The following is a 2,457-nucleotide window of genomic DNA, read 5'->3' as shown; positions in this document are numbered from 1 at the left end:
GGAAAATACTGGGATAGAGGCGTGGTTTTTGCGTCTCTATTGCTGTTTTTAGGCAATTTTAGCGATAAAAAAACTCTCGATCGAGCGATCGAGAGTTAACCATGAACAGAAAATTTACCTAGACTACAGTAGCAGCCTTACGGGCAGCGGCGGCCTCGTCGGGATGAATACCGAGACGGGTGAGATTGAGACGACCTTTACTATCGATCTCCCGTACCTTAACTAACACCTCATCCCCTACGGCCACTTCATCTTCGACCTTACCGACGCGTCCCTCGGCCAATTGGGAAATATGGATCATTCCCTCTTTCCCCGGCAAAACTTCCACAAAAGCGCCGATTTGGATAATGCGAGTCACGCGACCGAGATAGACCTCACCCTCATTGAGTTTGCGGGTCATATTGTAGATCAGTCGTTTAGCTTTTTCGGCCTGTTCCCCATCGGTGGAGGAAATGGTGACAGTCCCATCGTCATCGATATCAATTTTCGTGCCGGTCTGTTCAGTAATCCCTTTAACCGTCTTACCACCTGGCCCGATGACTAACCCGATCAGATCCGGATCGATCTTGATCGTCAATAACCTCGGTGCGTGGGGAGATAATTCCGTGCGGGGTTTTTCTAGGGTCGCTAACATCTTCTCGAGGATATGTTTGCGGGCCGGTAAAGCTTGTTCGATCGCCTTGGCCACCACTTCCATGGTTAAACCGGGGATTTTCATATCCATCTGGAGAGCGGTGATGCCAGAATCAGTGCCAGCCACCTTAAAGTCCATATCTCCCAGAAAATCCTCGATACCTTGGATATCGGTCAAAATCCGCACTTCTTCCCCTTCTTTAATTAAACCCATGGCCGCACCGCTAACGGGTTTTTTCAGGGGAACACCGGCATCCATCAGCGCCAGGGTAGAACCGCACACGGAACCCATGGAGGTGGAACCATTAGAAGAGAGGACTTCCGACACCACCCGCAGCACATAGGGAAATTCCTCCTGTGGGGGGAGGACAGGCACGATCGCTCTTTCCGCTAAAGCACCGTGACCGATTTCTCGACGGCCAGGAGAACGCATGGGACGGGTTTCACCGACGGAAAAGGGTGGGAAATTGTAGTGATGAAGATAGCGTTTTTCGTCTTCGGGATGGAGATCGTCCCCCAAATCCTGAGCATCACCGGGGGTGCCGAGGGTGGCGATCGAAAGCACCTGGGTTAAACCGCGATTAAACAAACCGCTACCGTGAACCCGACGGGGTAAAACTCCCACCCGGCAAGAAATCGGCCGTACTTCGTCCAGTTTACGACCATCAACCCGCACCCCATCCTCAATAATTTGGGCGCGCATCAGTTTTTTGGTCAGATCCTTAAAGAGATTACCGATTAACTTCGGCTCTTCCAGCGTTGGAGATTTTAAGGGATCTTCATCGGGGAGAGCGGTTATAGTTTCCTTGATCCGATTTTCGATCGCCTCTAATTTCTCATCCCGTTCGGTTTTGCTGAGGGTAAACTGGCAGAGAATCTGTTTAATTTCCTCTTTAGCTTGTTCTTTCAGGAAATTCTGCACGGTTTCGTTTACTGCCGGTGCTTCTCGGGTGACGAGGGGAATACCCAACTGATCGATCAATTCCCGTTGAGCGGTGATCAGGTCGCGCACTGCTTCATAACCAAAATCGATCGCCTCAATAATATCCCGTTCTGGTAACTGATTGGCTCCCGCTTCGATCATCACCACTCCTTCGGGACTACCGGCCACCACTAGATCCAATTCTCCGTTATGGATTTCCTTGTAGGTGGGATTGATGATAAATTCATCCCCTAGTAAACCGACGCGCACCGCTGCCATCGGCCCTTGGAAGGGAATACCTGCCAACAAAACCGCCACGGAGGCCCCAGTAACGGCCAAAACATCCGGGGGGACTTCCTCATCCATCGAGAGGGTCGTAGCGACCACCTGAATATCATCCCGTAGCCAACTGGGGAATAGAGGCCGCAGGGGGCGATCAATCAAACGACCGGTCAGAATTGCTTTTTCCGGGGGACGACCTTCACGACGCAAAAATCCTCCCGGGATGCGCCCGGCGGCATATAATCTTTCTTCGTAATCAACGGTTAAGGGCAGGAAATCTACTACTTCTCTGGCTTTTGCTGTGGTTGCTGTCCCTAAAACCGCCGTTTCTCCCGATTGGATCAGAACACTACCGCCAGCTTGGGGGGCTAAAAGCCCTATTTTTAGTCGAATATCCCTGCCATCAAAGGATATTGACTTGTCAAACTCTTCCATGTAAAGTTATATTCCTTTCTTTCGCTTTTCTCTGTGCTTTCGCCATCCTAGCATTTTTTGTCCCCCTTTCCGATAGGTTTAGTATTCAGTGATCAGCTTTTTTCTCCCTGCTCCCATCTCCCATCTCCCCACTTCCCACTTCCCACTTCCCACTTCCCACTTCCCCACACCCCACTTCCCCACAC

At 50.9% G+C, this 2,457-nt stretch carries 1 protein-coding gene; it reads right to left on the bottom strand.

Going from position 1 to position 2,457, the window contains the following annotated elements:
• Positions 1–118 precede the first annotated feature (118 nt).
• Entirely contained in the window at positions 119–2,272 is a 2,154-nt protein-coding gene (locus IQ242_RS22425; protein ID WP_193961464.1) for a polyribonucleotide nucleotidyltransferase, read from the bottom strand.
• Positions 2,273–2,457: the final 185 nt, after the last annotated feature.

The organism is Microcystis sp. LEGE 08355, from assembly GCF_015207185.1.
In the GTDB taxonomy this organism is placed as follows: domain Bacteria; phylum Cyanobacteriota; class Cyanobacteriia; order Cyanobacteriales; family Microcystaceae; genus Microcystis; species Microcystis panniformis.
This window is presented reverse-complemented; position numbering and strand designations above follow the sequence as displayed.

Bases quoted from the DNA above. Each gene is read 5' to 3' on its own strand.
- IQ242_RS22425 (WP_193961464.1), bottom strand. From the start codon at position 2,272: ATGGAAGAGTTTGACAAGTCAATATCCTTTGATGGCAGGGATATTCGA.